This window comes from Gymnodinialimonas mytili, from assembly GCF_037544085.1.
In the GTDB taxonomy this organism is placed as follows: domain Bacteria; phylum Pseudomonadota; class Alphaproteobacteria; order Rhodobacterales; family Rhodobacteraceae; genus Gymnodinialimonas; species Gymnodinialimonas mytili.
Genome location: NZ_JBBIFW010000001.1, coordinates 1317859 through 1338543, shown reverse-complemented (window position 1 = coordinate 1338543; position 20685 = coordinate 1317859). Strand labels below are relative to the sequence as shown.

The window sequence follows — 20685 nt, the reverse complement described above, 5'->3', positions numbered from 1 at the left end:
GCTCAGTAGATGGCCTTCATCTGCCCGGCCAGAGGGTTAGACGCAAGCAACCTTCGCGCAATCATGTGTCAAGGGCGCCCGCCTGAGCCCGAAGCCGCAGGCGGCAGGGCGAGGGAAGATCTTGCGCCGCAGGCGTGCCTCTGGATCAAGAGCGAAGCCTAGTGCCGGAAATGCCGCATGCCGGTCAGCACCATGGCGAGGCCTGCCTCTTCGGCGGCAGCGATCACCTCGTCGTCGCGCATTGATCCGCCTGGCTGGATCACCGCAGTCGCACCTGCCTCCGCAGCGGCCAGGAGGCCGTCCGCGAAGGGGAAAAACGCATCGGACGCAACAACCGATCCAACGGCTGGCGAGGCACTCAGTCCCAGCTCAGTGCCCATCCGCCCCGCTTTCAGTGCGGCGATGGTCGAACTGTCCACACGGCTCATCTGACCCGCTCCAATGCCAACGGTCGCACTGTCTTTGGCATAGACAATCGCGTTGGATTTCACATGCTTCGCGACGCTCCAGGCAAAGCGTAGATCGGCCATCTCAGCGGCGGATGGTGAGCGTTTGGTGACCACACGCAAATCATCCTCGGTCACGCGTCCGGTGTCCTTGTCCTGTACCAAAAGGCCGCCTGCCACCTGTTTCACGCTGATCATCGGCACGGCCGGGTCCGGCAATCCGCCCGTCGTCAGAAGCCGCAGGTTCTTCTTCGCAGCGAAGACCGCCTTGGCGTCGTCATCTGCATTAGGCGCGATCACAACCTCTGTGAAGATTTGCACGATCTCTTCCGCAGTGGGTCCGTCGAGCATTTGGTTCAGCGCGATAATGCCGCCAAACGCGCTGGTTCGGTCGCAATCAAACGCGGCACGATATGCCGACAGCAGAGTCTCGCCGCGCGCGACGCCGCAGGGATTGGCGTGCTTAATGACCGCCACTGCAGGCCCGTCGGCGGGGGAGAACTCCGCCACCAATTCAAACGCAGCATCGGTGTCATTGATGTTGTTGTAGCTCAGCGCCTTGCCTTGATGCTGTGTGGCCGTGGCCACCCCAGGCCTGGCCGATCGGTCCAGATAGAAGGCCGCTTTCTGATGTGGGTTTTCGCCATAGCGCATTTCCTGCGCGAGGCTGCCCGCAAAGGCGCGGTGAGGCGGCGTTTCAATGCGTGCTGCCTTTGCCATCCACCCCGAGACTGCGGCATCATAGGCCGCCGTGCGAGCGTAGGCCGCTTGCGCCATTCGCTGTCGGAAGGCGAAACTCGTGCCGCCGCTGCCAAGCTCTTCGAGCAGACCCTCATATTGCGCCGGATCGGTCAGCACGGTCACCGCGCCGTGGTTCTTGGCGGCCGCCCGGATCATGGCGGGCCCGCCGATATCGATATTTTCGATACAAGTGTCGTAATCCGCCCCCGCCGCAACAGTCGCCTCAAACGGGTACAAATTCACCACGAGCAAGTCGATGGCGCCGATCCCATGTTCGTCCATCGCGGCCAGGTGGTCGGGATTGTCACGTAGCGCCAAGAGCCCACCATGGACCATCGGATGCAGCGTTTTCACCCTGCCATCCATCATTTCGGGAAACCCCGTCACCTCCGACACATCGCGGACCGCCAGGCCCGCCTCACGCAAGGCGGTTGCCGTTCCACCGGTTGACAACAACTCGACCCCACGCGCGGCCAGGGCCTGGGCAAAGTCCACAAGGCCAGTTTTGTCCGAGACAGAGATCAGGGCGCGGGTCAGGGGGGCGGGGTCTTGCATGGGCGATCCTTTAGCCGGTGCGCCCCGCGATGTCAGATCATCTGGGGCAGGTCAGGGGCGGGCAACAGCGCGGCGGGGCGCGCGAAGCTCCAACTTACGGCAGCGCCATACCCGGTCACGCGAGACATGAGAACGATCTGTTTTGTCGCGCGCGGTTTCAGACGCGCCGCATCGAAGTAAACCGAGGGCCGCAAGACCATCTCGGCCTCGCCGCCATGGCGAAACACCCAAACCTCTTCATTCGGCAGGGTCAGGGACACTGCCGCACCGCCCATATCGATCTCAGCGGTGACATCGGGATGGATGTGGAACCTCACGGCGAAGCGCAGGCCGCGATCGGGCGGAAGATTGCGATTGACCCGCTCGAACCGAGACCGATCCCCGGCATCCAACGCCGCCAGGCCGTCCTCGCCGCGCAGCAGGCTGCCGCGATCTTCCAGGGTCAGGGATCGCAGATGCACCAATCCGTGGCTGCGCCGCCAGCCATCATGGCTGAGCGTTAGGCTTTCACCGCCCGCGATCTCGGAGACTTGCAGCGCGACATCGGTGGGTCCCTCGGCAAAGCCCTGGCGTTCGGGCGGAACATCGCTGGCCTTGTTGGCCAGACGAGACGAGGAATATCCCTCAAGCGACAGCGTCGAATGACTGACAGTCGCCCGACCCGCGCGCCGCCAATTCGGGCCAAACGCCGCGCCGGATCCGGCACTGACCACCACGGGGCGCATGCCTGCCGTCATCTCGAAGCTCAGCGTCGAGGCATGGGCATTGACCGATTTGGGGCCCATCATCGGTGGCGCCGCGTCGGCGATCACGGTTGTGCCGCCGGACGCCATCCGGGCAAATCCCATCGCAAGACCCTTAAGGCGCGAGGGGCGAATGCCCGACTGCACCAGCGCGCCAACCAAGCGTCCGGTGCGCCCGCGCCCGCCACCATGGGCCCGCACCAGGCTGCCATCGGCGTGGCGCAGCGCGCGCAAAGTGGGTGCGATCCGCATCAAGGCTGTATCCACCGCCGGGTCCGGGCGCTTGCCGGTCTCGGTCAGGATCTGGGCCACCCATGTCAGCAAAACAAACACCTCAAGCAACTCTTCGGGATTGCGCGGTGCGATGCCGCCCTGCGCGTCGATCTCGGTCGCACATTCTTGGGCAAGTCCTTTCAGGGCGGGAGCCAGCAAGGTCTCCATCCCGATCAAGGTGCAGGCGGAATAAATGAGGCCGGTCAGCGCCTCAAACCGAGGCAATCCGCGCGAGGTCTGGCGCCAGCGCGCCTCGAGAAACAGCGCCTGACGCGCCAGGGCACGGTGAAAGGCCTTGGTGTCGATGGGGTCTTGGCCGTTCATCAGGAACAGTGCCTGACTGATCCAACGGATCTGCCGCCGCCCGGCAAGGTCGGGGGTCCAGACCGCCCCTTGTCCGCGGCCATGACGTTTCAGCCAAGCGCCGAGCCAATCCTGCGCGGTGTCGCGCCCCATCGCTTTGGGCAGCGCTGCCAGATCATCCAACCAGTCGAAACTGTGCAACGTGTCAGAGAACGCGTCATTCGGCGCGTCGATCTCCCACGGGGTGTTGCCAGGGGCCTCGACCAAAGCGCCGCCGATGCGAAAATTGCCCGCCAAAAGCTGCCGTCCCCGGGCGGTGGAGCCGGGAAATCGCGGTTCAGGCCGCCAGACCAGCCCCTGCATCCGAGGCCCAAAGCCTGCACGCCACGCCGCCAACCGGTAGCCGAACCGGGTCCGCGCGCGGGGGCGCGGGCGCGGGCCGTCCGGCGTGGCGCCGGAATGGGCGGGGGGCTGCTGCTCGGGCATTTGTCGGTACGGGCCTGTCGTTTTGGTGCAGAATAGGCGGTGCCGTGGCCGGAGTCACGCGATCCTGAGCGCCGCCATATAGAACCCGTCCATCCCGCCGATATCCGCCCATAAAGCCGGATGCAGACGCAGCCCGCCTTCGGGGCTGGCCCAGTCGCGCGACCCGCCCAATGTCGTAGGATCTGTGGGGATGACCTGCAATGCCTCGTGGCGTTTCAGCGCCGCGGTGATCTGAAACTCTCCCTCGACCGGCAGCAGCGAACAGGTGCAATAGACCAGCGTCCCGCCCGGCTTCAGAAGCGTCAGCGCGTGGTCCAACAGACGCATTTGCAGCTTGGTCAGCGGCTCGACATCGCGACCGGATTTCAGGAAAGGCAGATCGGGGTGGCGGCGGATGGTGCCGGACGCCGTGCAGGGCGCGTCCAGCAGAATCGCATCATAACGCTCGGTATGGTCAAAGGCGTCCTCCGTCACCAGCTTTGCGGTCAGGCCGGTGCGCGCAAGGTTTTCGGTCACGCGTTTCATCCGCGCCGGTGAGACATCCAGCGCTGTCACGTCAGCCCCAGCCGCGGCCAATTGCATGGTCTTGCCACCGGGCGCGGCGCAGAGGTCCAGAACGCGTTTGTCGGCAACATCTCCCAGCAGACGCACCGGCAAAGCGGCGGCCGCGTCTTGAACCCAAAAGGCGCCTGCGTCGTAACCCGGCAGGGCGCTGACTTGCACATTGTCCGAGATGCGGAGCGAGCCGGTTGGCAATCGTGTGGCGCCGGGCAGATCCAAATCTGGATCGCGAGGGGTGATGTCCAATGGCGCCGGACGGGCCTGCACCGCCTCGATGGCGCGGATGGTGTCTGTGCTCAGGCGCTTGGTCAGTGGTTTGGCGATCCATCCAGGCAATCGCTGCGGGCTGCCCTGATCCCATGCGGCGGGTCCTTCGGCGGCGATCTTGCGGAGAACCGCATTGACCATCCCCGCGGCGCGGCGCGTACCACCGCGAGATTTTGCAATGCTCACCAGGTCATCGGTCACCCCGTGAGCATCCTCGCCGTTTAGCAACAGTTCCACAGTGCCGAGCCGAAGAAGGTTCTGCACCGGCAGACTGGGCTTGCGATCCAGATAGGGTCGAAGGACAGCATCGGCTTGGCCCAGATTGCGCAAGATTGTGGTTGCCAAACGGCTGGCGCGCGCCGCCTCAGCGCCTTGGGCAGATACTCGAACCTGCGCCAACATCCGGTGTTCGCGCAAAACGGCATCCAAAAGTGCCAGAGCGGCTTGGCGGGCTTGCATCGCGCGCCTCCTTGTTCCTGAGGCTTCGCCGCGTATATCAGGAGGGACACCGGCACAAGCGGAGCGCGACCCGATGGAAGACAAGCAAGACCTGCCAGAGGCCGCGAAACGCGCTTTGGCCGAAGCGGAAGCCCGGCGCGCCAAGGCGAAAGACTTGGAGCTGCCCGCTGAGTTGGGCGGTCGAGACGGGCCCGAACCGGTGCGCTATGGCGATTGGGAAAAGAAGGGCATCGCCGTCGATTTCTAAGCGACGCAGATCTGCGGATGAGTTGCTAACGGATGCGGAAGTCCGCGATGTCACCGGTGCCTTGGTCGGCCTGGAAGCGGATCGACCCGCCATCGACGCTCACAACCTGGCAATTGCGTCCAAACTGACGATCTCCGGCATCCAGCGTGCGACAGAACATACCGTTTTCCCAAGTCCAGGTGCCTGTCACATCGCGCCCTAGCGCGCGGCCAGCGATGGAGCCGTCCGGGCGCACCTGCAGGCGGATTCCAACGCGGCTGAGTTCGCGCCCGTTCACGACAGAAAGAAAAGCGTCACGGTCGCTGATCCGTGCGAGCTGCGCCACTGCGTGGATCGGCGCCATGGCGGCCAGCACAAAAGAGATAACGGCGATGATCCGCATGGGTATTGGCGTCTCCGATCTCAACACACTGATATGAAAATAGACCGCGGGTTGAGCCCTGCAAGCAAACTTCCGGAATGCGCGCGTGGCCGTCAGTCTAGCCCCAGCACCGACATCATTGAAAAATGCCCCGGCCCGCGCCCGTATCCCCAAAGCGCCGCTTTCAAGGCGCCGCGGGCGAAAATTCCTCGATCGGTCGCGAGGTGACGCAGAACGATCCGTTCGCCGTCGGCGGCAAAAATCACGTCATGTTCGCCCACGACATCGCCGCCACGGATTGCGGAAAACCCGATATCGCCGCGCGCGCGTGCGCCGGTGATACCATCGCGCCCTCGATCCGCGACTTCAGCCAAGGACACCCCACGACCCTCCGCCGCGGCCTCGCCCAGCATCAAGGCTGTGCCCGATGGTGCATCGACCTTGTGGCGGTGATGCGCCTCTACGATTTCGACATCGAAGTCGGCATCCAATGCGGCGGCGACTTGTTCGGTCAAACGCACCAACAGGTTGACTCCAAGGCTCATGTTACCGGCGCGGATGATCGTGGCATGGCGCGCGGCGGCATCAAGTTTGACGATATCCTCATCGCTCATTCCGGTGGTGCCGATCACATGAACAGCCCTTGCCTGAGCCGTCAGTGTGGCATGGGCGACGGTGGCTGCCGGAGAGGTGAAATCGATAACGGCCCCGGCTTTCACAATGGCTTCCAGCGGATCGTCAAGAACAGGTACGCCAGTGGCCGCGCCACCCATCGCTTCACCCAAATCGGCGCCGATCCATTCGTGCCCGGGCCGGGCCGTCACAGCAACCAGATGCGCCCGGTCCGAGGCTGCGATCGTTTGGATCAGCATCTGCCCCATGCGACCCGAGGCGCCCATCACTGCGATGCCCAAACTGTCCATATCACCCTCCGCCATTGCGCTGTCGGTCGTAGCGGAAGCGCGCGCAACAGGAAAGCGCCAGCTTGCGGCGGCTGCGCGCATGGCCTACCTGATATGCGCAGAGGAGAGCTGATGGCGCGCAACAAACATCATGAAGGGTCCGGGCCCTCTCAACGGCAATTGCTGGTTGGGGAATTGATCCGGCGCACGCTGTCGAGTGTGCTGGCGCGGGGCGATGTGCATGACCCTGAGCTGAATACCATGTCGATCACTGTGGGCGAGGTGCGCACCTCGCCGGATCTAAAGATTGCCACCGTTTACGTGATGCCCCTGGGCGGTGCAGCACGGGCCGAGGCGATTGATGCGCTCAAGCGGAACCGCGGCGAATTGCGGCGTGCGCTGATGAAAGAGATGACACTGAAATATGCGCCCGATCTGCGATTTGTCATCGATGAGACCTTCGACAGGATGGACGAGACCCGCGAGATGCTGGCGCGTGCCGAAGTGCGCCGCGACTTGGACAAAGATGATGACGCGGAGGGAAGCCCATGATCCGAACGCTGTTGTTGCTGGGTTTTCTCAGCGCACCCTCGCAAAGCGATGCTTTGTGTGAAGCAGTGCAGTTTGACGGTGCGGCCTTCACAGCCTGTGAAGTCGATCTGGAAACCTCGGATGTGCGATTGTTTCTGCGCAACGATGTTGGTGAGGTTTACGGGACGTTTGCGCGGGTTGAAACCGATTTGCCCCAAGGTCAGAGGCTGGCCTTGGCGATGAATGCGGGGATGTTCCACGAAGATCGCAGCCCTGTTGGGCTTTACGTCGAAGATGGCGATCAAGAGATGCGGATCATCACCTCGGATGGGCCAGGCAACTTCGGCCTGCTGCCGAATGGGGTTTTGTGCCTGTCTGACGAAAGCGCGGCCGTGATTGAAAGCCGAACCTTTGCAGAGGATCCCCCCGCTTGTCGTCATGCGACGCAATCGGGGCCGATGCTGGTGATCGATGGTGAACTACATCCCCGCTTTCTGAGCGAGTCGGACAGTCTGAACATCCGCAACGGGGTTGGCGTGGACGGGGACGGGTCGCATCTGTGGATGGTCATTTCGGATCAAGCGGTGAACTTTCACCATTTCGCGCGCTTCTTCCGCGATCATCTTGGCACGCCGAATGCGTTGTATTTCGACGGACGGGTTTCCCGATTGCATGCTCCAGATGTGGGGCGCTCGGATTTCGGATTCCCGATCGGGCCGATCTTGGGTGTGATCGAATCTACGCCTGCAGCCGGCGATGACAGTTAACGCTGCCGTAGGCGGTCGGAGGAACGATGGCACGGAAGCGTAAGGGTCGCGATATCTCGGGTTGGGTATTGATCGACAAGCCCGCAGGCATCACCTCGACCGCCGTGGTCGGCAAGGTGCGCTGGGCGTTTGAGGCCAAGAAAGCCGGTCATGCCGGAACTTTGGACCCGGATGCGACAGGGTTGCTGCCTGTGGCTTTGGGCGAAGCGACAAAGACCATCGCGTATCTCGGCGATGCGTTGAAAGCGTATGAATTTCGGATCCGGTTTGGCCAAGCTACCCGCACAGACGATGCCGCGGGTGAGGTGATTGCCGAGTCTGAGGCGCGCCCGAGTGGCGCTGAAATCGACGCTGCTTTGCCAGCCTTTGTCGGCGATATCCGCCAGGTGCCGCCGCAATTCTCGGCAGTGAAGGTTGATGGTGCACGGGCCTATGATCTGGCACGTGACGGTGAGGTGATGGATCTGGCCGCACGGGATCTCTACGTCGATGAGTTGAGCGTGATCGGGCGCCCCGATGACGACCATGTCGATCTGCGATTTGTCTGCGGATCGGGGGGCTACGTGCGGTCCATCGCGCGGGATCTGGGACAGGCGCTGGGCTGCTACGGCCATGTGCAATGGCTGCGGCGGATCTGGGTGGGCCCTTTCGATCTAGAGCAGGCCGTATCCTTCGAGCAAATAGACGCCCTTGCACGGACTGAGGACATCGATGCGATGATCCAGCCCGTTGCATTGGCGCTTGAGGATCTGCCTGAATTGCGGGCGACGGAATTGGGGGCCGTTCGGTTGCGTAATGGGAACCCTGGACAGGTCTTGCCCGGGGATGTGGAATATGGCGATTTGGCCTGGGCATCATGCGATGGCGTACCGGTGGCCGTGGGCCGATTTCGCTCGGGTGAGTTGCACCCTGACCGGGTGTTCAACCTGTGAGCGGTGGGCCGGGCAGGGCGGCGTCGCCCACCCTCCCACCCCGCCACCGCCCTGCCCGGGCGACAGATCGCGCGTGAAACAGGGGGGCAGTCTTGATTAAACGGACTTTTCAGAAGGGCGACGCTGCCTCGGTAGCGGTCTACTCCGATTGCGAGCGATATCGTTACGCGCTGACGCGGGTTTGGGATGAGGCGGGCGGACGGGTGGCGTTTGTCATGCTCAATCCCTCCACCGCGACCGAGGTACAGAATGACCCCACGGTTGAGCGTTGTGAGCGCCGCGCGCGCGCGTTGGGTTTTGGCGCGTTTCGGGTGCTGAACATCTTTGCCTGGCGTGCGACCGATCCGCGAGACATGCGCGCAGCCGCCGATCCTATCGGGTCAGAGAACGACGCGGCCATTCTCGCGGCCCCGGATTGGGCGGATCGCGTGATTTGTGCCTGGGGGACCCATGGCGCATTTTTAAATCGGGGTCCCGAGGTGGCCGGTTTGCTACACGCCACCGGAGTGCCACTCTATCATTTGGGGCTATCGAAAGGCGGCCATCCAAAACACCCGCTTTACATCGGTTATGCTGTGCAACCCGTGGAATGGAGGATATCCGATGGCGATTGAGGGCTTTACGCAGTCTTATGTGCGGACCAATGGGATCCAGTTGAGCCTGCATCGCGCCGGAACCGGTCCCGCGATGATCTTGCTGCACGGGTATCCGCAGAACCATCATACGTGGGAAAAGATCGCGCCCGCACTGTTGCAGGATTTCGATGTGATCGTGCCCGATCTACGCGGTTATGGCGATAGCCATGCACCGGAAGGGGTGGCTGCTTATGCCAAGCGCGAAATGGCACTGGATATCATTGGTGTAATGGACTCGCTTGGAATGGAGCGCGCGCATATTCTGGGCCATGACCGTGGCGCGCGGGTTACGTATCGCCTGGCGTTGGATCATCCGGATCGGGTTGATCGCCTAGGGATTATCGAAATCGTGCCCACAGGAGATTTTTGGGCGGCATGGAACGCGGATCTGGCCCTCGCGGCTTATCATTGGACGTTTCTGGCGCAGTCGGCTCCATTGCCGGAACGGATGATCCTGGCCGATGGGCCGGGCTATGTTGATTGGACCCTGTCCAAATGGACCCATAGGGGCAATTTGGGGCCGTTTTCGGAGGCTGCGCTTGCCAGCTACCGGGCACAGGGCGCAGACCCCGTCCGGGTAGCAGCTATGTGCAACGATTACCGCGCCGGTGCTACGATCGACAGAGAGATCGACCAGACCAGCCGTGCGACAGGCCAAAAGATTAAGGCGCCTTTGTTGTTTCTATGGGCGTCAAATGGGTTCCCGGCACGCACAGGCGATCCTTTGGGATGCTGGCGTGATTGGGCGGAAGACCTAACCGGTGTCGAACTTGAGGGGACCGGCCACTTCGCGATGGAAGAGGTGCCGGAACCGGTGTTGGAGGCTGTGCGTGCCCATTTCCTGCCGCGGCGGGTGTAGGTTACGCGCCAGGTCGCAACTCCGCGCCACCGCCATGTCCATTGGTCATCCACGGCATCGGCACGTCGCGATTGGGTTCGTCTGCGAAGATCATCTCATCCTCAAATGCAAAACCGGTCGCCGAAGCTGACACGCCACTGGCGAGCGCCCCAGGACTGGATCCGATTGGGCTTATTGACCCTTCCTCAAGATGGGTCCCGCCATCGCCGTTATCATCGTCGCCAAAGCTGCCGTCGCTGTCTTCAGACATAACGACACGCACATGGTCCGGCGTCATATCGGTGGCGCCCTCAACCAGCGTAATGGGAAGACCGTTTGCCAGCACGATGGCGGCGCCGGGCTCTGAATCGGTATCGATGCCGATTTCGGGCGCATCGCTGGCGCTACCGTCGAAATCGAGCACGAGCTGATCTGTGTCAGGCTCAAAATCATCGACGAAGGGCACTTCGGTCCCGTCGGCAAGAATAGTCAGGGATTCCACTTCGATCATGTCGTCCAGAGGAGCGTCCAACGAAGCGGCCAGCCAGTCAGAATCAGCAAGCGCCTCTTCGGAAGGGTAGTAGTCCTCGCCTAGAAAGCCCGTATCGGTGCCGACCGGTTCAACGATGGCCTCAGGCTGGACGCTGCTGTCCTCGACAACGTCTTCGGGAAACAGCAGATCCGACAGGACTGACGTGGTGCTGCCTGCAACGTCTTCGTAATCATCGTTGTCGATATCGTCTGGATCGCGGCCTGTTTCTTCGTCTTCAGGCGCGGCAAGGCCATCCACGGCCATACCTGCGAGTAAAAGGGCAACAACACTTCCAGCGACAAACATAGTATAATCCTCAAGCGGCGTCGGATTGGCGACGGGTCAGGGCAGGCTCGACCAGAATGGTGAGCAAGGGCGATATGATCAGCCTTCTGGCACTGATACCTGGCCATGAAACGCCCCTACGACGCCTGTTGAAGCCAACCCCAAACCACCATGAAGAGACGGGGTTTATCGAGTGTTAATCGGCGCGGTGATCTTGTCGCGGATTTGAGCAAAATCGGGATGGATAGTCGGGGGCTTTCCCTATGATCCGATTCGGTGTAGATGCCGCGTTCTGCGATGGCATATGCGCCTCCACACCTCCATGGGCCTTGCTGGACGACATCCCGGCTTGCGCCATAACCTTCAAATCTCAAAGGAGACCCCGATGTCGATCACAGCTGAAGAAAAGCAACGCCTGATGAAGGAATATGCAACCAAAGACGGCGATACCGGTTCGCCCGAAGTTCAGGTTGCGATTTTGACCAGCCGCATCACCACCCTGACCGAGCACTTCAAGACCCATAAGAAAGACAATCACGGTCGCCGTGGTTTGTTGAAGATGGTCGCGCAGCGTCGGAAATTGCTGGACTACGTGAAAGGCAAGGACGAGTCGCGCTATGCCGACTTGATCAAGCGCTTGGGCATTCGCCGCTAAATCGCGGCGCCAGATACATTGCGGAAGGGTCGCCATGGGCGGCCCTTTTTGTGTTTGAAGAGGTTTGTGTTTGGAAAGGATGAAAACATACCTCTTGGTATTGTTTCGAAAATGCGATACATACCTGATGGTATGTTAAAAGCGGAGCGCGCCTCATGATTGCTTTCAGCCTTGCCGCTGCCTTGGCCGCCATTTGGCTCGCCGTTCATCTTATCCTCGGCGGACGAGAAATCGCGCGCCCATTGATGACCAGCACGCTCGACCCGCTCGTGCGGGATGTACAATTCATGTGCTGGCACTTTACCAGCGCAGGCATTGGGGCGATGGCGCTATTTTTTGCATTGGCTGCCGCAACCGGCATGGACGCTTACGGCATCTCAGGCACAATTTTGGCCGCCGCGTTTTGGGTCATTGGCGTGGTCATGGCGCCCGCCCTCGGTCAAAGCTACGCGAAAATGCCTCAGGGCTGGCTGTTCCTGCCGGTTGCGGGCCTGGGCCTCTGGGGCCTGCTGGGATGACGCGCCGACTTGGTCGGGACGATTGGTTGGACCACGCTTTGGCGCAATTGGCCAAGGGCGGTGCCGAGGCGCTGAAGCTGGCCCCGATCTGTGCCTCCGCCGGGGTCACCCGAGGATCGTTCTACCATCACTTCAATGATCACACGGCCTTCCTGGTGGCTGTCGCCGAACGCTGGGTAAGTTTGTCGACCGACGCTCTGATCGAGCGGATGCCGCCAGATCTTGATGCCGCGGCGCGCGACGCCTTGCTGACGGAGTTCGCGATGGACATCGATTTCCATGCGGAGCTTGGTATTCGCGAATTAGCGCGACGAATACCGGCGGTGACCAAGGTGGTGCGAGCTGCCGACGCCAAGCGTTTGGCATTTCTTGCGCAGATTTATGCTGATCGGTTCAAGATCACCTCCGATCAAGCGATGATTGCGGCTAAGCTGGAATATGCCGCCTATACCGGTCTTATCCTGATCGATTCCGAAATCGACAAGACGGCTCAACTGAACATGTCAAAGACCTATGGCGAAATGATGCAGGCCTATTTTGGAAAAGGAGCGCTGGAATGATCGACTTTAGCCCGGCGATTTGGGACGCCGCTTTCCTATACCGTCTATCTTTGGCGGGCGCGCCACCGATCCGCTATCAGGCTTTGGCGACCGAGTTGGCCCATGCCAGTCGGCAAACGCCGCCGAATGCCGGGCATGCGGTTCGGATGGTTTTGGCCACCGCGACTTTGCTGGAACGCAGCCACGGTCTGGATCGCGGCACGGTCGTCGCCCTGCTGCATCGTGCACTGCAAAGTGCGGGTCCGGCGCCGTTCGGATCGGGCTGCACGGATCTGCTTTGGAATGCGGGACGCTCAGATCTGATGGGCGTTCTGGTCGCCAATGATAGGACGGTGACACGCCGCGCGGTCATGGGCCAAACGGTTTGAGGCGCGCCACGCGTGTCGCGGTCATCCTGCTGGTGGCATTGGGTCTCCTCGTGGGCGCCGCCTATCAGATCAGCCGTGCGCGTGACTTTCAGCTATTTGGCGAGATTATAACCCACGGCCCGCGCGATATGCCGCAGATCGCGCTTACCTTCGATGACGGCCCCACTGCGCGCCACACACCTGCTTTGTTGCAAGCTTTGGCTGATGGCGACGCGGTTGCCACGTTTTTCTTGGTCGGACGCGATATCGACGCCAATCCTGAGGCTGCAGCAGCGATTATCGAGGCAGGCCATGAGGTCGGTAATCATTCCTGGGATCACCCCCGCATGGTTCTGATGTCGCCTGCCGCAATCCGGGAACAGATCATACGAACCGACGCCACGATCCGTGATTTGGGGTATGAGGGACCGATTCAGTTTCGTCCGCCGTTTGGCAAGAAGCTGGTCGTGCTGCCTTGGATCCTGCGCGAGATGGGGCGTCCGACTGTGATGTGGTCGGTGGAGCCTGAAACGCTGTTGGGTGCCGACGCTGAGGCCAATGACATCGCCATCCATGTGGTTGAGCAAGCTGAAGCTGGGGATATCATTCTACTGCATGGCATGTTCAGCACCAATCAAGCGACACGCGATGCGTTGCCCGAGATCATTACCGGTCTGCGTGAGCGCGGCTTTGAGTTTGTCCGCGTATCGGATTTGATCGACCCGGCGGATGATTGAAACAACACGTGGCGAGCCCGACCTGACCAGCACAATGCGGCCTGCGTCGCGTTGACTGGCGCAATTGCTTTCCAAATCGCCCAAACTGCTATATGCGCCGCCTTATCTGTGACGAAGCGCTTTGACCCCGGCGTTCGCGAACCAAGGATTGGGGTCGGCGGCAATGGGGCCGCCATTTGGATGAGGGACGCGGCAGGGGCCGCGAGGGCCCTCGAATAGGAAACGATGATGTTCAATATCACCAAGAAAGAAATCCAGTGGGGGGAAGAAACCCTGACACTGGAAACGGGCCGCGTCGCCCGTCAGGCGGATGGATCCGTGATTGCCACGCTGGGCGAAACCAGCGTTATGGCGAACGTGACCTTCGCCAAGGAACCCAAGCCGGGCCAAGACTTCTTCCCGCTGACGGTTCATTACCAAGAGAAATACTATGCTGCGGGTAAAATCCCCGGTGGTTTCTTCAAGCGTGAGGCACGTCCTACCGAGAAGGAAACACTGACCGCGCGTCTGATCGACCGTCCGATCCGCCCGTTATTTGTGCCCGGCTTCAAAAACGAAGTCCTGGTCATGTGCACCGTTCTGTCGCACGATTTGGTCAACGATCCCGATATCGTGGCAATGATCGCGGCCTCTGCCGCGTTGACCATTTCGGGCGCCCCCTTCCGTGGCCCGATCGCGGGCTGCCGTGTGGGTTTTGAGGATGGCGAATACATCCTGAACCCTGAGATCGACGATATGCACGATCTGCGCAATAACCCCGAGCAGCGGCTCGATCTGGTTGTTGCGGGCACCAAAGATGCCGTCATGATGGTGGAATCGGAAGCCTACGAGCTGACCGAAGCCGAGATGCTGGGTGCCGTGACGTTTGCCCATGAGCAGATCCAACCGGTGATCGACCTGATCATCGATCTGGCTGAGGACGCCGCGAAAGAGCCCTTCGACTTCCAGGCGCCCGATTACAGCGAGCTCTACGCCGCTGTTGCCACCGCCGGTGAGCAGAAGATGCGTGACGCCTATGCGATCGGCGACAAGCTGGAGCGTCAGGCCGCCGTGGCCGCCGTAAAGGAAGAGGTCAAAGAGGGCCTGTCCGAAGAACAGCTGGAAGATCCGAACCTCGGATCGGCCCTGAAAAAGCTGGAATCGACCGTCCTGCGCTCGGACGTGGTGAAAAACGGCCGCCGGATCGATGGTCGTGCGCTTGACGAGGTTCGCGACATTGTTTGCGAGACCAAAGTCCTGCCGCGGACCCATGGTTCTGCGCTCTTCACCCGCGGTGAAACGCAAGGCTTGGTTGTCACCACTCTGGGCACCGGCGACGATGAGCAATTCATCGACGCGCTGCATGGCAACTTCAAATCCAACTTCCTACTGCACTACAACTTCCCGCCCTACTCGGTCGGCGAAGCGGGTCGCGTAGGCCCTCCCGGACGCCGCGAAATCGGTCACGGCAAGCTGGCATGGCGTGCCCTGCAAGCGGTTTTGCCTGCGGCGACGGATTTCCCCTACACGGTGCGTTTGGTCTCTGAGATCACCGAATCCAACGGCTCGTCGTCCATGGCGTCGGTCTGCGGCGGTTCGCTTTCGATGATGGATGCAGGCGTGCCGCTGAAAGCACCGGTGGCCGGTGTGGCCATGGGCCTGGTGCTGGAAGAGGACGGCTCTTACGGGATCCTGACCGATATCCTGGGCGACGAGGATCATCTGGGTGACATGGACTTCAAGGTCGCGGGTACCGAAGCCGGGATCACCTCGCTGCAGATGGACATCAAGGTTGCGGGCATCACGCCCGAAATCATGGAAAAGGCATTGGCCCAAGCGAAAGCCGGCCGTTTGCATATCCTGGGCGAGATGGGCAAAGCCGTATCTGAGGCTGGCGAATTCTCGATCCACGCGCCGCGTATCGAAACGATGCAGGTGCCCACCGACAAGATCCGTGAAGTGATCGGCTCGGGCGGTAAAGTGATCCGCGAAATCGTTGAAGTGTCTGGCGCGAAGGTCGATATCAACGACGATGGCGTGATCAAGATTGCCTCGCCCAACGGCGAAGCCATCCAGAAAGCCTATGACATGATCCATTCGATCGTGGCCGAGCCCGAGGAAGGCAAAGTCTACAAAGGCAAGGTTGTGAAGATCGTCGATTTCGGCGCCTTCGTGAACTTCTTCGGCAAGCGCGACGGCCTGGTTCACGTGTCTCAGATCGAAAACCGCCGCCTGAACCACCCCTCCGATGTCCTGAAAGAGGGCCAGGAAGTTTGGGTCAAGCTGCTGGGCTTCGATGACCGCGGCAAGGTTCGTTTGGCCATGAAGATGGTCAACCAGGAGACCGGTGAAGAAGTCGCCAAGGAAGACGCTGAATAAGCGTCACGCCTCAAAAAAGCCCAAAAAAAGCGGAACCCCGGCCAATAGGTCGGGGTTTCCTTACATAGATGTGATGGAAATTGGGGGTGCGCGGGACTTGTCCGTAGCATATTTGATTGTGAAAATAGCTCTGATGATTCCATCCGACGCTGCAAAGGATGTTTAACATGCTGACACGCCGACACTTTATCACCACGACAGCCACATTGTTTTCTGGCGCGGTTGCCGCTCCTGCGGCGTTTGCGCAAGATGCAGTTGGGATTGAGCTTGATGAGACAGTCGAGCGGGCCGCACCGAATGACAGCAACCCATGGGGTCTTCATCCGCGGTTCATGCCGACCCGCGTCGAACACAATCCTGGCCTGCGCGCGGGCGACGTCCATGTCGATCCGCAGGCGCGCTATCTGTACCATATCGGCAGCGATGGCAGCGCCATGCGCTACGGCGTCGCGATTGGTCGCGCGGGCCTGTATCAGCCCGGCAATTTCAGCATTGCTCGCGTGGCCGAGTGGCCGTCCTGGACACCCACAGCCAATATGATCCGCCGTGAGCCGCAGATCTACGCACAATTTGCTGGTGGCGTGCCTGGCGGTCCGGACAATCCACTTGGGGCGCGTGCGCTCTACCTCTATTCCGGCGGGCGTGACACGTTCCTGCGCATCCACGGAACGCCGCAGCCTTGGTCCATTGGCACCTCGGCCTCGTCCGGCTGCGTTCGTTTGGTCAATGACCACGTCATTCAATTGGCTGCGAATGTGCGGACGGGTAGCCGCGCAATCCTGCATAGCTAAGCCGTCAGCCTGTTTACAAACAGCAAAGCCCCGGAAATCTCCGGGGCTTTCTTCGTCCGAGCTTGCCTCTGCGCTAGATGGCCAGCGACAGGCCGTTATGGGCGGCGGCCGTCTCCAGGCAATGGGTGCAGACCATCCTTGGACCCGGCTCATCATCCGCGGGTGGCGTGGTCCAACATGTGTCACAAAAGGCTTGGTAGTCACCGGTATCGTCCATGAACCAGTTCACCCCACGCGGAATTTTGTCTTCGATCGTCTGGAACACATGCTCACAGGTAAACACGGCGGGCGTCTTGCCGTGTTTGTTGCAGGTGACGTTCAGCGCCATACTCATCCCCAATAGGTCAAACCGTGTCGGGGATGAACATGACTGTGCTTCTGGACCGAAATGCGGCTGGGGTGCGGTTTATCCCGGCAGTTTCGCCATCCGAAGGTAGGGCAGCTTCTTGTCGATGCTGCCGTATTTCGCGATGGCATCATCGTCGGAAACCGCAACGGGAACCACCACATCCTGCCCTGGCACCCAGTTTGCAGGTGTCGCCACGTTCTCCTTCGCGGCTGTTTGCAAGCCGTCGAGCGCGCGTAGAACTTCGGCAAAGTTACGACCCACATTCATCGGGTAGGTCATGGTCAGCTTGAGTTTCTTATCCGGTCCGATGATAAAGACCGAGCGCACCGTTGCGGTATCGTTCGGGGTACGACCGTCGGGCAGATAGGCCTCGGCGGGCAGCATGTCGAACGCCTTTGAGACCTCCAGCTCAGGGTCGGCGATGATCGGGAAAGTCGGCTTGGCGCCGCCCACCGTTTCGATGTCACCCTTCCATTTCACATGATCTTCGACACCATCGACGGAGACGCCGATCACTTTGGTGTTCCGCGCCTCCCACTCGGTAGCCAACTGTGCGACCGCCCCGAATTCTGTGGTGCAGACCGGTGTAAAATCCTTGGGATGGCTGAAAAGGATCGCCCAGCTATCCCCCACGAAATCATGCAGCGTGATGGTGCCGGTGTCGGTCTCGACGCTGAGGTTTGGGATCTCATCATTGATACGCAGAGCCATGTCTCTCTCCTTGCAAGGCGTTGGGCTGTTGCTGCCAACATAGGCAGCCGGGACCGCGCCGTGAAGCGGTTTGCGCGCCGATAAGGCGGGCTACCCGGCGTGGCGGCTTCTTGGCAGAACGTGCGTTTCGCAAAACTGCGCCGCCACGGACCGGCTGGGCCTTGCACCCCGGGCGCGGCAATGCCACCGTCCGCGCCGGATCAGGGCAAGGGAGGCCGCCATGAACAGCAGCAGACATTTCTACATTGATGGCGCTTGGGTTGCGCCCGCCACCGCGCGGGACATGGATGTGATCGACCCCTCAACCGAAGAGGTCTGCGCCACGATCTCGCTTGGTGATCAGGCCGATACCGACAAAGCCGTGGCGGCAGCCAAGCGTGCTTTCACCACATGGGGCATATCCGACCCGGCAGAGCGCATCGCCGTGGCCGAGCAACTGCTGGAGGTCTACAAAGCGCGCGCCGAGGACATGGCACAGGCGATCAGCCAGGAAATGGGCGCGCCCATCGAGTTGGCGAGGCAGCAGCAGGTCGGCGCCGGATCGTGGCATTTGGAAGGGTTTCTGCGGGCTGCGAAATCCTTTGAATGGGACCATCCCCTGGGCGATTGGGCACCGAATGAGCGCACGATCTACGAACCGGTTGGGGTTTGCGCGCTGATCACGCCATGGAACTGGCCGATGAACCAGATCGTTCTGAAGGTTGTGCCCGCCTTGCTGGCCGGGTGCACGATGATCCTGAAACCGTCGGAAATTGCACCGCTTTCGGGTGTTTTGTTCAGTGAATTTATGGACGAGGCGGGTGTGCCTGCCGGGGTCTATAATATGTTGAACGGGGACGGTGCGGGTGTGGGCTCGCAATTGTCGGCCCATAAAGATGTCGACATGGTCAGCTTCACCGGCTCGACCCGGGCGGGGCGGCTGATCTCGAAGGCCGGGGCCGAGACCATCAAACGTGTCGCGCTGGAACTCGGCGGGAAGGGTGCGAACATCATTTTTGCCGATGCCCACGAAAAAGCGGTCAAGCAGGGCGTGATCCGCTGTTTCCGCAATACCGGGCAAAGCTGCAACGCGCCGACCCGGATGTTGGTCGAGCGGTCACGATACGATCAAGCGGTCGAAGAGGCTGAGGCCGCGGCCAAGACGATTACCGTCGGTCCTGCCAGCGAAGAAGGTCGGCATGTCGGCCCAGCCGTCAGCGAGGTGCAGTTCGACAAGATCCAAGGCCTGATCCAGAAAGGCATCGATGAAGGGGCACGTCTGCTGGCTGGGGGACCCGGGCGACCCGAGAACCTGAATCGCGGCTACTACATCCGCCCAACGGTCTTTGCCGATGTGACGCCGGACATGACGATCTACCGCGAAGAGATCTTTGGGCCGGTGCTGTCGATCCTGCCGTTCGATGACGAAGACCACGCGGTCGCGATCGCAAACGATACCGAGTATGGCCTGACGAATTATGTGCAGACCGGCGATATCGAGAAGCTGCGCCGTGTCGCCCGGCGATTGCGTTCGGGTATGGTGGAAGGCAACGGCCAGGGCTTTGGCCAGGGCTCGCCGTTCGGGGGCTACAAGCAATCGGGCAATGGGCGCGAGGGTGGCCGGTTCGGCCTGCACGAGTTCTTGGAGGTGAAGGCCGTGAGCGGTTGGGGATAAGCGGTTTCGCCGCCTGACGGCGTCGACCGGGGCGAGGGGGAGGACCCCCTCGCGCTCCCCCCAATTCTGGATGCACCTTTGGGCGCGCCTTTTGCGGACGAAGTACGTGTGTCACAGCCGGATGCCTCCGGCGGGAGTTTTTTTGGCCAAGATGAAATAGGGCTCGGCTAAAACGGGACGGGCGCGCGGAAGAGCAGGCCTTTGCCGCCATCGGGGTGGCGCAGCTTCAGGCTTTCGGCATGCAGCATCAGCCGTGGAAAGTCGCGCGCGGCGCCGGTTGCGTAGAAGGGATCGCCCAGGATCGGGTGGCCAATTTCGCGCATATGAACGCGAAGCTGATGCGAGCGGCCGGTCAGTGGATGAAGGCGCAGGCGTGTTGTGCCATCCGCATCCACGCGCATCCGACGCCAATCGGTTTGAGCCGGTTTTCCGGTCTCATAGTCCACATGCTGCAGCGGGCGGTTGGGCCAGTCTACGATCAGGGGCAAATCGATATGACCTTGTTTCTCGGCAACCTCGCCCCAGACCCGCGCGACATAAGCTTTTTTCACATGGCGCTTTTCGAACTGCAGACCCAGGTGACGTTGCGCGGCGGGTGACCGGGCAAACACCATGACCCCCGATGTATCCATGTCCAGGCGATGGACCAACAGAGCCTCGGGGAAGGCCACTTGCAGGCGCGCGATCAGACAATCCGCCAGATGTTCGCCCTTACCCGGAACAGACAATAATCCGGCGGGTTTGTTGACCAGAAGCAATTCGTGATCTTCGTGGACCATGTCCAACGGCACGTCCGGGGGCGCGTAGTTAAAGTTGGACATTTTCGCGGTTTCAGGCCCCGGCAAACAGGATATTGGTCAGATTCATCGCAATCAGGACGAAGGTCAGGAAGAACAGCGTCTTGCGATCCATCCGGTCCTCGTCGCTTTTCAGCCAGTAGCCCAGCTGGGTCAGGAACGCGCCGGGTGAGGGAAACGTTCTACCGGTCTCTGCCTCACCGCGCTGGCGCAGCGTGAAGAGCGTTCTGAACATCATGATCGCCCAGACAATGAACACAAGCGTCTGGAGTGCCAGACGGATGATCTGCGGCGTCGTCATTCCGGGGGTCCTTTTCGCAAACACCAGGCCGACCAAAGCGCGG

The 20685-nt window shown here is 61.1% G+C and carries 24 protein-coding genes; 14 read left to right on the top strand and 10 right to left on the bottom strand.

The genetic code is table 11. The features are described 5' to 3' along the window. Positions 1-158 precede the first annotated feature (158 nt). The 3 genes from purH to V8J82_RS06620 are packed head-to-tail and all read right to left on the bottom strand — an operon-like array spanning position 159 to position 4834. Positions 159-1742 (bottom strand): bifunctional phosphoribosylaminoimidazolecarboxamide formyltransferase/IMP cyclohydrolase, encoded by a 1584-nt coding sequence (gene purH / locus V8J82_RS06630; protein WP_339973397.1) that lies wholly within the window; start codon positions 1740-1742, stop codon positions 159-161. Between the two features lie 32 nt (positions 1743-1774). Continuing rightward, entirely contained in the window at positions 1775-3547 is a 1773-nt protein-coding gene (locus tag V8J82_RS06625; RefSeq protein ID WP_339973394.1) for a heparinase II/III family protein, read from the bottom strand. Positions 3548-3601: 54 nt separating this feature from the next. Then, positions 3602-4834, bottom strand: coding sequence for an RsmB/NOP family class I SAM-dependent RNA methyltransferase (locus V8J82_RS06620; protein WP_339973392.1), 1233 nt, complete (start codon positions 4832-4834; stop codon positions 3602-3604). 73 nt (positions 4835-4907) lie between these two features. Here V8J82_RS06620 and V8J82_RS06615 point away from each other — a divergent pair, with 73 nt between their 5' ends. Beyond that, complete coding sequence (locus V8J82_RS06615; RefSeq protein ID WP_339973391.1) at positions 4908-5081, top strand: DUF1674 domain-containing protein; 174 nt, start codon at positions 4908-4910, stop codon at positions 5079-5081. A 25-nt stretch (positions 5082-5106) separates the two neighbouring features. Here the strand turns inward: V8J82_RS06615 and V8J82_RS06610 are convergent, their stop codons facing one another. Together V8J82_RS06610 and dapB are read right to left on the bottom strand one after the other, a co-directional pair. Beyond that, positions 5107-5463, bottom strand: coding sequence for a dihydrodipicolinate reductase (locus V8J82_RS06610; RefSeq protein WP_339973390.1), 357 nt, complete (start codon positions 5461-5463; stop codon positions 5107-5109). 92 nt (positions 5464-5555) lie between these two features. Further along, positions 5556-6365 carry a 4-hydroxy-tetrahydrodipicolinate reductase gene (gene dapB / locus V8J82_RS06605; protein ID WP_339973388.1) on the bottom strand — a complete coding sequence of 270 codons (810 nt, stop codon included), beginning with the start codon at positions 6363-6365 and terminating at the stop codon, positions 5556-5558. A gap of 111 nt (positions 6366-6476) precedes the next feature. Between dapB and rbfA the strand changes: the two genes are divergently transcribed. The 5 genes from rbfA to V8J82_RS06580 all read left to right on the top strand — a co-directional run bounded on the left by rbfA (position 6477) and on the right by V8J82_RS06580 (position 10068). Further along, a complete protein-coding gene (rbfA, locus tag V8J82_RS06600) occupies positions 6477-6896 on the top strand; it encodes a 30S ribosome-binding factor RbfA (RefSeq protein WP_339973386.1) in 420 nt (139 codons plus the stop codon). Further along, a complete protein-coding gene (locus V8J82_RS06595; protein WP_339973384.1) occupies positions 6893-7642 on the top strand; it encodes a phosphodiester glycosidase family protein in 750 nt (249 codons plus the stop codon). The genes rbfA and V8J82_RS06595 overlap by 4 nt, the downstream gene beginning before the upstream one ends. A 26-nt stretch (positions 7643-7668) precedes the next feature. After that, on the top strand, positions 7669-8574 hold the full coding sequence (gene truB / locus V8J82_RS06590; RefSeq protein ID WP_339973382.1) for a tRNA pseudouridine(55) synthase TruB: 906 nt from the start codon (positions 7669-7671) through the stop codon (positions 8572-8574). Positions 8575-8666: 92 nt separating this feature from the next. Then, positions 8667-9188, top strand: a complete 522-nt coding sequence (locus V8J82_RS06585; RefSeq protein ID WP_339973380.1) for a DUF1643 domain-containing protein — start codon at positions 8667-8669, stop codon at positions 9186-9188. Beyond that, positions 9178-10068, top strand: coding sequence for an alpha/beta fold hydrolase (locus tag V8J82_RS06580; protein ID WP_339973378.1), 891 nt, complete (start codon positions 9178-9180; stop codon positions 10066-10068). The genes V8J82_RS06585 and V8J82_RS06580 overlap by 11 nt, the downstream gene beginning before the upstream one ends. Before the next feature lies 1 nt (position 10069). Here the strand turns inward: V8J82_RS06580 and V8J82_RS06575 are convergent, their stop codons facing one another. Further along, complete coding sequence (locus tag V8J82_RS06575) at positions 10070-10885, bottom strand: hypothetical protein (protein ID WP_339973374.1); 816 nt, start codon at positions 10883-10885, stop codon at positions 10070-10072. Positions 10886-11249: 364 nt separating this feature from the next. Between V8J82_RS06575 and rpsO the strand changes: the two genes are divergently transcribed. The 7 genes from rpsO to V8J82_RS06540 all read left to right on the top strand — a co-directional run bounded on the left by rpsO (position 11250) and on the right by V8J82_RS06540 (position 16830). Then, positions 11250-11519 (top strand): 30S ribosomal protein S15, encoded by a 270-nt coding sequence (gene rpsO, locus V8J82_RS06570; protein ID WP_339973372.1) that lies wholly within the window; start codon positions 11250-11252, stop codon positions 11517-11519. Between the two features lie 155 nt (positions 11520-11674). Further along, positions 11675-12037, top strand: coding sequence for a hypothetical protein (locus V8J82_RS06565; RefSeq protein WP_339973370.1), 363 nt, complete (start codon positions 11675-11677; stop codon positions 12035-12037). Then, positions 12034-12597 carry a TetR/AcrR family transcriptional regulator gene (locus V8J82_RS06560; RefSeq protein ID WP_339973368.1) on the top strand — a complete coding sequence of 188 codons (564 nt, stop codon included), beginning with the start codon at positions 12034-12036 and terminating at the stop codon, positions 12595-12597. Before V8J82_RS06565 ends, V8J82_RS06560 begins: the two co-directional genes overlap by 4 nt. Beyond that, positions 12594-12965, top strand: a complete 372-nt coding sequence (locus V8J82_RS06555; protein WP_339973365.1) for a hypothetical protein — start codon at positions 12594-12596, stop codon at positions 12963-12965. The genes V8J82_RS06560 and V8J82_RS06555 overlap by 4 nt, the downstream gene beginning before the upstream one ends. Positions 12966-12997: 32 nt before the next feature. After that, positions 12998-13681 (top strand): polysaccharide deacetylase family protein, encoded by a 684-nt coding sequence (locus V8J82_RS06550; protein ID WP_339973362.1) that lies wholly within the window; start codon positions 12998-13000, stop codon positions 13679-13681. Between the two features lie 228 nt (positions 13682-13909). Further along, positions 13910-16039: a polyribonucleotide nucleotidyltransferase gene (gene pnp / locus V8J82_RS06545; RefSeq protein ID WP_339973360.1), complete on the top strand. Its 2130-nt coding sequence runs from the start codon at positions 13910-13912 to the stop codon at positions 16037-16039. A gap of 167 nt (positions 16040-16206) precedes the next feature. Beyond that, positions 16207-16830 (top strand): L,D-transpeptidase, encoded by a 624-nt coding sequence (locus V8J82_RS06540; protein ID WP_339973358.1) that lies wholly within the window; start codon positions 16207-16209, stop codon positions 16828-16830. 73 nt (positions 16831-16903) lie between these two features. Here V8J82_RS06540 and V8J82_RS06535 read toward each other — a convergent pair whose 3' ends face one another. Then, on the bottom strand, positions 16904-17164 hold the full coding sequence (locus V8J82_RS06535) for a hypothetical protein (RefSeq protein ID WP_339973356.1): 261 nt from the start codon (positions 17162-17164) through the stop codon (positions 16904-16906). 72 nt (positions 17165-17236) lie between these two features. Continuing rightward, complete coding sequence (locus V8J82_RS06530; protein ID WP_339973354.1) at positions 17237-17890, bottom strand: peroxiredoxin; 654 nt, start codon at positions 17888-17890, stop codon at positions 17237-17239. 220 nt (positions 17891-18110) lie between these two features. Here V8J82_RS06530 and V8J82_RS06525 point away from each other — a divergent pair, with 220 nt between their 5' ends. Further along, complete coding sequence (locus V8J82_RS06525; RefSeq protein WP_339973351.1) at positions 18111-19544, top strand: aldehyde dehydrogenase family protein; 1434 nt, start codon at positions 18111-18113, stop codon at positions 19542-19544. A 167-nt stretch (positions 19545-19711) separates the two neighbouring features. Here the strand turns inward: V8J82_RS06525 and V8J82_RS06520 are convergent, their stop codons facing one another. Both V8J82_RS06520 and V8J82_RS06515 read right to left on the bottom strand, forming a co-directional pair. Then, positions 19712-20365, bottom strand: a complete 654-nt coding sequence (locus tag V8J82_RS06520; RefSeq protein WP_339973349.1) for an RluA family pseudouridine synthase — start codon at positions 20363-20365, stop codon at positions 19712-19714. A gap of 10 nt (positions 20366-20375) precedes the next feature. Next, on the bottom strand, positions 20376-20642 hold the full coding sequence (locus V8J82_RS06515; protein ID WP_339973347.1) for a hypothetical protein: 267 nt from the start codon (positions 20640-20642) through the stop codon (positions 20376-20378). Between the last annotated feature and the right edge of the window lie 43 nt (positions 20643-20685).